Consider the following 8893-nt stretch of genomic DNA (forward strand, 5'->3'; position numbering starts at 1 on the left):
ACTGGCTGGTCAAGCGCCCGCGCTACCACATCCACTTCACTCCGACCTCCGCATCCTGGCTCAACCTGGTCGAAGTCTGGTTCGCGCTCCTGACGTCCAAGCAGCTCAAGCGCGGGGTTCACCCCAGCATCGATGCCTTGGGGCAAGCGATTCATCGCTACGTCGGCGCCACGAACGAACACCCCAAGCCGTTCGTCTGGACCAAGACCGCCGACGAGATTCTCCAAAGTGTTGCCCGCTTCTGCCACAGAATCTCTAACTCAGACCACTAGGACCACACCGTACGCCACGTCCAACTCGGCGTCCGACACCCCGTACTCGGCCTTGATCTCGTCCACGGCGGGCGCCTTCCCGGGGCGCCGAATCTCCATCAGCACGCGAGCCATGTTCGTTCCTCCGGCGGAAGCGTAAGCCCCGGGCGCAGAACCACACGCGCATCCGCTGGAACCGGGCCAGACGCGCGGCGTTTCCTCACGGCCCTACCTCCGCCGACCGCCCGCGGCTCAGAAGGGAAGCCGGCCACCAGGTCGATAGCGAGCGCTCGATCTGCGTCGCGGTAGAGGTTCAGACCTTCCGTATACCTTGAGCGGATTGCCAGGCTGTGTAAGGTACACTCCTCCGCCCCAAATCGTCGGACCGCCCTGACTGCCCCTCGCGAACAGGTCTATGGCGATCGTGGAGCGGGGGTTCGACGCATCGCGGCTTGCACTCGACAGGTCCGGGTAAAAGACGAGATCCGCCGGGACGCGGTCCAGAGCAGGCCGTCTCGTGCCTGTCGTTAGCCGCAGAGGACGGCGGACAACTCGGCTGCAAGCGCCCGAACGTGCGGCTCCCGGACCACGCTGAAGTGGTCCCCCGGCACGGTGTGCACGTCCACGCGACCCGAGGTGAGCCCTTCCCATCCTCCAGCACCACCGGGAGCACCGGCCGCCTGCTCGGCAGCGCGCAGGAGGAGGACGTCGGCGGTGCAGGTACCCCCCCGGTACTCCCGGCTCGCCCCAATGTTGGTCCGGAACACGTCCCACAGCGGGAGGAAGTGGGCGAGGTCCATGTCGGGCGGGATCACCTGTGCGGCACAGGCGGCCTGCCACGCGCGCTGCAGGCGCTCTCCCGGGTCGAGCGCCAAGATCTCCTCCGGGGAGACGGCCAGCTGCTCCAGCGGGATCTCCAGGTGGCGCGCAAAGCTGGCGAGGAGCGAGGCGTCGTCCGCGGGCACGGCGTGCCCACTGGCAGGCGGGGCGGCGTCCACCAGCACCAGCCGTTCGACGCGCCGGCCCGCGGCCTCGAGTTGCCGGGCCATCTCGAAGGCGATGGTCCCACCCATCGACCAGCCGCCGAGCAGGTACGGTCCTTCCGGCTGGACTTCCTGTACGGCGTGGGAGTAGCTGGCGGCCATCTCCGCCACGGTGGCCAGGGGGGCGGCGTCGCCGTCCAGTCCGCGGGCCTGCAGTGCGTAGAACGGGCGGCCTGATCCCAGGTGGCGGGCGAGGGCAGCATACGAGAGGACGCTCCCGCCGGCGCCATGCACGAAGAAGAGCGGGCGCTCGCCTCCCGCGGGGCGAATCGGGACCAGCGGCCCCGTGCCGCGCTCCGCCTGCTCCGCGCGAAGCGCGGAGGCGAGGCGCTCGATGGTGGGGTGGGCGAAAAGGGCCGAGAGCGGGATCCGCTTCCCGGTAAGATCTTCGATGCGTGCCATCAGGCGCACGCTAAGGAGGGAATGTCCCCCCAGCTCAAAGAAGGAGTCGCGCACGCCAATCGGGGACGTGTGCAGAAGCCCCTCCCAGATGCGGGCAAGGGCAAGTTCGACCATGTCGCGCGGCCCAATGAACGACTCCCCCGCAACCATCCCCGCGACATCCGGCGCCGGCAGCACCCTGCGGTCCACTTTGCCGTTGGGGGTCAGCGGCAGCCGCTCCAAAACCACGTACGCGGGGGGTACCATGTACTCCGGCAGCCGCTCCACGAGGTGCGCCCGCAGCTCGGCCGGCGAGACCTCCGCGCCCTCCTTCACTCCCACGTAGCCGACCAGCCGCCGGTCGTTCGCGCCGGTGCTCACCGCGACCACGGCGGCACGCTCCACCGCCGGGTGCGCGTTCAGGGCGGCCTCGATCTCCCCCAGCTCGATCCGGTAGCCGCGCACCTTCACCTGCTGGTCCGTCCGCCCCAGCACCTCGATGCGCCCGTCCGCCCGCAGGCGCGCCAGGTCTCCGGTGTCGTAGACCCGCGCCCCCGCTTCCGCGGAGAAGGGATGCGGGCGGAAGCGCTCCGCCGTCAGCTCGGGCCGGCCGAGGTACCCCCGCGCCAGCCCCATGCCGCCGATGAAAAGCGTCCCCACGACTCCCACCGGGACCGCCTGCAGCTCCCCGTCCAGCACGTAGGTGCCCGTGTTCGCCAGTGGCCGGCCCACGCAGATCGGTGCCTCTGCCGAGCGGATCCGCTCGGCGGTGGACCAGACGGTGGTCTCGGTGGGTCCGTACACGTTCCACGCGGCCCCGGCGCGCCGCAGCAGCTCTGCGGCAAGCTCCTGCTGCAGCGCCTCACCGCCGCACAGCGCCGTCAGCGCGTCGCCGCCCTCCCATCCGGCGGCCAGCAGCATGTACCAGGTGGCGGGCGTCGCCTGCACCAGCGTCGCCCCCACGGCGCCCATCTCCCGCAGCAGCTTCGCCCCATCCAGGGCCGTTTCCCGATCGGCGATCACCAGGCGCGCGCCGCAGACCAGGGGGAGGAACACCTCCAGCGCGGCGATGTCGAAGGAGAGCGGGGTGAGCGCCAGGAGCACGTCGTCCGCGCCCGGGGCGAGCATGCGCCCAAACGACTCCAGCAGGTTCAGCAGCGCGCCGTGCGTGTTCATCACCCCCTTGGGCCGCCCCGTGGAGCCGGAGGTGTAGATCACGTAGGCCAAGGAGTCGGGAGAGGCCGCCGTCTCGAGCGCCTGCGCGCTGTGCCGGGCGATCTCCTCCTGCTCGGCGTCCACCCGGACGAGCCTCGCCCCCTCGAGCGCGAGCGTCCCGGCGAGGCTCTCCTGCGTGAGCAGGACCCTCGCGCCGCAGTCGCGGAGCATGTACGCCAGGCGCTCCACGGGATAGGCCGGGTCCAGCGGGACGTACGCCCCGCCCGCCTTGTGGATGGCGAGCATGGCGACGACCATTTCCACGCCGCGCTCCAGGTAGAGCCCCACCAGGCTCTCTGCGCGCACCCCGCGCGAGCGCAGGTGGCGGGCGAGGCGGTTCGAGCGTGCCTCCAGCTGCGCGCAGGTGATGGACTCGCCGCCCGAGACCACCGCCCCCGCATCCGGGCTCCGCGCGGCGCGCTCGGCGATGCGCACGTAGACCGGGCGCTCGCTCGCGATCTGCACCTCGGTGGCGTTCCACTCCTCCACCACCTGCCGCCGCTCGCTCCCGGTGAGCAGGGCGATCTCGCCGACGCGGCGCCCGGGGTCGGCCGCCGCCGCCTCCAGGAGCACGCGGAGGTGTCCCAGCATCCGTTCCACCGACGACGCATCGAAGAGCGCCGCGCGGTACGAGATGGCGCCGCCCAGCCGATCCCCGTCTTCCGCCAGGGCCAGCGTCAGGTCGAACTTCGCCACCTCCGCGCCCGTAGCCAGCGGCTCCACCCGCAGCTCGCCGAGCCGCACGTCGGCGCGCTCGTTGTTCTGCAGGATGAAGAGCACCTGGAACAGGGGCGTGTGCGCGAGGGTGCGCTCCACCTGCAACTCCTCCACCAGCCTCTCGAAAGGGACCTCCTGGTGCTGGTAGGCCCTGAACGTCCGATCCCGTACCCGCCCCAGCAGCTCCCGGAAGGTCGGTGCGCCGGACAGCTCCGTACGCACGACGAGGGTGTTGATGAAGAGACCGATCAGCCCCTCGGTCTCCAGCCGCGTGCGTCCCGCGACCGGCGTGCCCACGCAGACCTCCTCCACCCCGGCGTACTGCGAGAGCAGGAGCTGCCAGCCGGCCAGAAGCGTCATGAACAGCGTCGCCCCCTCGCGCACCGACAGCGCCCTCAGTCCGCTCGTGACCTCGGCGGAAAGACCGAACGGCGCCCGCTCGCCGCGCGCGTCCGGCGCCCGGGTGCGCGGCCGGTCCGTGGGGAGTTCCAGCAGCGAAGGCGCCCCGCTGAGCTCCTCGCGCCAGAAGGCGAGCTGCGCCTCCAGGACCTCTCCCGTCATCCAGCCACGCTGCCACACGGCATAGTCCGCGTACTGGATGGGGATTGCGGCGAGCGCGGGCTCCCGCCCCTCGGAACCGGCCGTGTACAGCTCGGAGACCTCGCGCACCAGCACCCCAAGCGACCAGCCGTCGCCCGCGATGTGGTGCATGGTGAGGAGGAGTGCCCATTCCTCGTCGCCCAGCCGCAGGAGCGCCGATCGGAGCAGCGGACCCGTCGCAAGGTCGAACGGCCGCGCGGCCTCTTCCCGGGCGAGCCGCAGCGCCTCGGCAGGGCGCGCCGCGGCTGGGAGGGCGCGCAGGTCCGCCACCGGTACGACCACCGCCCCCGCTTCGCGGACGACCTGAGCCGGCTCGCCCCCGACCTCGGCGAAGACGGTGCGCAGCGTCTCGTGGCGGCGCACCACCCTGGCCAGCCCGCGCTCCAGGACGTCCACGCGGAGCGGACCGCGCAGCCGCAGCGCGAAGGGCATGTTGTAGGCGGCGCTCCCGGGGTCGAGCCGGTCCAGGAACCAGAGCCGCTGCTGCGCGAAGGACAGTGGGAGCGGACGGTCGCGGGAGACGGGGACCAGTGGATGGGCCTGCGTCGCCAGCCCCGCGCGCCGCAGCGCGTCCACCTCCGCTGCGACCCGCGCGACGGTGGGCGCCTCGAACAGCGTCCGGAGGGGCAGCTCCACTCCCAGCGCGCTCCGCACCCTGGCGACGACGCGCGTCGCCAGGAGCGAGTGCCCGCCCAGCTGAAAGAAGCTCGCCTCCACCCCCACGCGCTCTATCCGCAGCACGTCCGCCCAGATCCCCGCCACCACTTCCTCCGTCGGAGTCCGCGGGGCCGCGTATCCCCCGGTGGGCGCACCTGCCTCCGCCGAAGGGAGCGCCCGCCGGTCCAGCTTCCCGTTCGGGGTCAGCGGGAACGCCTCCAGGGCGGTCACGCCTGCCGGGACCATGTACTCCGGCAGCCGTTCCCGGAGCCAGCCGCGCAGCTCCGCGGTGGAGACCCCTTCTGCCGCGGGCACCACGAACGCTACGAGCCGCCTCTCCCCGGACCCGTTGTCGCGTGCCAGCACCAACGCCTCCCGCACTCCCGGGTGTGCGAAGAGCGCGGCCTCGATCTCCCCCAGCTCGATGCGGAAGCCGCGGATCTTCACCTGCTCGTCCAGCCGCCCGAGGTACTCCAGCTCGGCATCGCCGCACCACCGGACCCGGTCTCCCGAGCGGTACATGCGTGCTCCCGCCACTCCCCCGAACGGGTCGGGGACGAAGCGGTCTGCGGTCAGCTCCGGCCGCTCGAGGTACCCCCGCGCCACCCCCGCTCCTCCGACGAACAGTTCCCCCGGAACCCCGGCCGGCACCGGGTTCCCGCTCCGGTCCAGAACGTAGACGCGCAGGTCGGGGATCGGCACACCGATCGGGCTCGCCGACCCCCGCTCCACGTCCTCGCGGGTGAGGGGGCGGTAGGTGACGTGCACGGTGGTCTCGGTGATCCCGTACATGTTCACCAGGCGCGGCCGCTCGCAGCCGTGCTTCTCCATCCAGGGGGCCAGCATGGCGGGCTCCAGCGCCTCCCCACCGAAGACCACCAGCCGCAGCGACAGGTCGTTCCTGTCCGCCTCCCGGTCCGCCGCGATCAGCTGGCGGAACGCAGAGGGGGTCTGGTTCAGCACCGTCACGCGCTCGCTCGCGAGCAGCTCCCGGAACGCGTCCGGCGAACGGCTGGTGAGGAACGGCACCACCACCAGGCGGCCGCCGTAGAGGAGCGCGCCCCAGATCTCCCAGACCGAGAAGTCGAAGGCGTAGGAGTGGAACAGCGCCCACACGTCGCCACTCCCGAAGCCGTACCAGCGCTCCGTGGCGGCGAAGAGGCGCAGCACGTGTGCGTGCGTGATCTGCGCTCCCTTCGGCCGGCCCGTCGAGCCGGAGGTGTAGATGACGTAGGCCAGGTTGTCCGCGGAGACCGGGACGCCGGGGGCCGCGTCGCCCTCGTCGGGCAGCGGGCCGTCCAGGGACAGAACCCTGGCGCGGTGCGGGGGAAGGGTGCCGAGGTGGCGCTCCCGCGTCACCAGGACGGCGACGGCGGAGTCCTCCAGGAGGTAGGCCAGACGCTCGGCCGGGTAGGAGGGGTCCAGGGGAACGTAGGCGCCCCCCGCCTTCAGCACCCCCAGGATCGCCACCACCATTTCCAGGGATCGCTCCAGGCACACCCCCACGGGGATGTCCGGCCCCACCCCAAGCGTTCGCAGCGCGTGCGCGAGGCGGTTGGCACGGCGGTCCAGCTCCGCGTAGCTGAGCGACTCTCCCTCGAACGTCACCGCCGGGGCTCCGCCGTACTCCTTCGCCACCGCGGCGAAACGCTCGTGCACGGTGGAGTCTGCCGGGAACGCCTCCCCCGGCCCGCTCCACTCGCCGAGCACCCGGTCACGCTCGGCCTGGCTCAGGAGCGGGATCTCGTCGACCCGGGCGCCCGGGTTGGCCACCATCCTCTCCAGGAGGCGGGCCAGGTGCTCCAGCATCCGCTCGGCGCCTGCGGCACGGAAGAGCTCCGTCCGGAAGGTGAGGATCAGATCGAGTCCCTCCGGCCCTTCCACTCCGTTCAGGCTCAGGTCGAACTTGGCGGACTCGTCCCTCGCCCCCAGTTCCTCCAGCACGATCGCACCCAGGCGAAGCTCGCCGCGCTCGTTGTTCTGGAGGGCGAACAGCACCTGGAAGAGCGGGGTGTGCGTGGTGCTCCGCTCCCCGGCCAGCTCCTCCACCAGCCGCTCGAAGGGAAGGTCCTGGTGGTTAAATGCGCCGAGCGTCGTGTCCCGCGTCCGACGCAGCAGCTCCCCCACGGTGGGGTTCCCCGAGAGGTCGGCTCGCAGGACAAGCGTGTTGATGAAGAACCCGATCAGCCCCTCCACTTCTTTCCGCGTCCGCCCGGCGATGGGGGTGCCCACGGTGAAGTCGTCCTGCCCCGAGTAGCGCCCCAGCAGCACCTGCCACGCGGCGAGCACCGTCATGAAGAGCGTGGCCCCCTCCCGTTGCGCCAGGGCGTGGACGGCCGGGAGGCGGGAGGCGGGAACCCTGACGCGCCGGCTTTCGGCCCGGGTGCCTGGCGAGGCGGGGCGAGGGTGGTCGGTCGGGAGGTCCAGGGAGGGAGGCGCCCCGGCGAGGGCTTCCTTCCAGAAGCGGAGATGCTCCTCCAGCCGTTCCCCCGAGAGGTGCTCCCGCTGCCAGACGGCGAAGTCGGAGTACTGCACCGGGAGAGGCGGGAAGTCGGGCTCCCGGCCCGCCGAGAGGGCTGCGTACGTCCCGGACACCTCGCGTACCAGGATGCTCGTGGACCACCCGTCGCTGACGATGTGATGCAGGGTGAAGAGGAGCCCCCACTCCTCCGCGTCCAGGCGGAGCAGGGTGCTCCGCAGGAGCGGGCCCGTTGCGAGGTCGAACGGGTGCGCGGCCTCGTCCGCCACCAGCCGCCGGGTCTCCCGCTCCCGTGCCTCCGTTGCCAGGCCGCCGAGGTCGATCACCGGGAGGAGCACGGGCGCGGCGGGCAGTACCACCTGCGCCGGATCTCCGTCCCGGACGGGGAAGACGGTGCGCAGGGTCTCGTGCCGGCGCACCAGTTCCGCGATGCTTCGCCGCAGGACGCCCACCCGCGCCGCGCCACGCAGCCGCAGCCGATAAGGCATGTTGTAGACGGGACTCTCCGGGTTCATCTGGTGGATGAACCAGAGCCGCTGCTGCGCGAACGAGAGTGGGGCTGGGCCGGCCCCCTCGCGGCGGCGGAGCGGCTGCACGGCCGGGCCGCCGGACTCCCGGAGGAGCTTCAGAAGGAGGGCCCGCCTCTCCGGCGAGAGCCGGGCGAGGCGCTCGTCGAGCACGGCGGAGGCGACGTTCTGGTCGCCGGTCCGTGGATCGTTTTCCGTGCGGTCCAGCGCCATCAGCCCCCCCTGAGAAGTTGCATCACCTCTTCCTCGGACAACTCCTCGAGGCGGTCCAGCTGCTCTGCGAGGCGGTCTCCGTCCACGTGGTCGGGGATCCTCACTTGTTCGATCCTCTCGGCGAGCTTCGCCACCGTGGGAGCCTCGAAGAAGGTGCGCAAGGGAAGCTCGATCGCGAACGCCTCCCGGACCCGCGACGCCACTCGTGTCGCCAGGAGCGAGTGCCCTCCCAGGGCGAAGAAGTTGTCGTTCACCCCGACGCGCTCGAGGCCGAGAACCTCCTCCCAGACCTCCGCCAGCACCTCCTCCACTCCCGTTCGCGGGGCCACGTAGCTTTCCAGGTCCGGGCCGGCCGGCTCCGGCTCGGGGAGAAGGCGGCGGTCGACCTTGCCGTTGGGCGTCAGCGGGAGTGCATCCAGCAGGACGAGCGACGTCGGCACCATGTACTCGGGGAGGTGCGCGCGGAGGTGCTCCCTGACCGCGGCGACGTCCTCCCGCGCGGCGTCCGCCGTGGGGACGATGTACGCTGCCAGGCGCTTCTCTCCGGCCGCGTCCTCGTAGGCGGCGACGGCCGCCTCGCGCACCCGCGGGTGGCGCTCCAGCACGGCCTCGACCTCGCCGGGCTCGATGCGGAAGCCGCGGATCTTCACCTGGAAGTCCACCCGCCCTACGTACTCCAGCTCCCCCCCGGCCCGCCAGCGCGCCCGGTCTCCAGAGCGGTACATCCGCGCGCCCGCCTGCCCCGAGAACGGATCCGGGACGAAGCGCTCCGCCGTCTGCTCGGGGCGGTTCAGGTACCCGCGTGCCACA

4 protein-coding genes are annotated in these 8893 nt (G+C 71.8%); 1 reads left to right on the forward strand and 3 read right to left on the reverse strand.

Features of this window, described 5'->3' with window-relative positions; translation table 11 throughout:
• Nucleotides 1–272: IS630 family transposase (locus VGR37_00255; GenBank protein ID HEV2145825.1), on the forward strand; the 272-nt coding region annotated here is incomplete at its 5' end.
• Here VGR37_00255 and VGR37_00260 read toward each other — a convergent pair.
• From VGR37_00260 to VGR37_00270, 3 genes are all read right to left on the reverse strand, one after another.
• Entirely contained in the window at nucleotides 261–386 is a 126-nt protein-coding gene (locus VGR37_00260) for a hypothetical protein (protein HEV2145826.1), read from the reverse strand. The genes VGR37_00255 and VGR37_00260 overlap by 12 nt on opposite strands.
• Before the next feature lie 392 nt (nucleotides 387–778).
• Nucleotides 779–8083 carry an amino acid adenylation domain-containing protein gene (locus tag VGR37_00265; protein ID HEV2145827.1) on the reverse strand — a complete coding sequence of 2435 codons (7305 nt, stop codon included), beginning with the start codon at nucleotides 8081–8083 and terminating at the stop codon, nucleotides 779–781.
• Nucleotides 8083–8893, reverse strand: an 811-nt coding sequence (locus VGR37_00270) for a phosphopantetheine-binding protein (GenBank protein HEV2145828.1), incomplete at its 5' end; no start/stop codon positions are given. The genes VGR37_00270 and VGR37_00265, both read right to left, overlap by 1 nt.

It is taken from the genome of Longimicrobiaceae bacterium (assembly GCA_035936415.1).
GTDB lineage: Bacteria > Gemmatimonadota > Gemmatimonadetes > Longimicrobiales > Longimicrobiaceae > JAFAYN01.

Excerpts from the sequence above, each read along its gene's own strand:
- VGR37_00265 (HEV2145827.1), bottom strand. The coding sequence starts at position 8,083 with ATGGCGCTGGACCGCACGGAAAACGATCCACGGACCGGCGACCAGAAC.
- VGR37_00260 (HEV2145826.1), bottom strand. The coding sequence starts at position 386 with ATGGCTCGCGTGCTGATGGAGATTCGGCGCCCCGGGAAGGCGCCCGCC.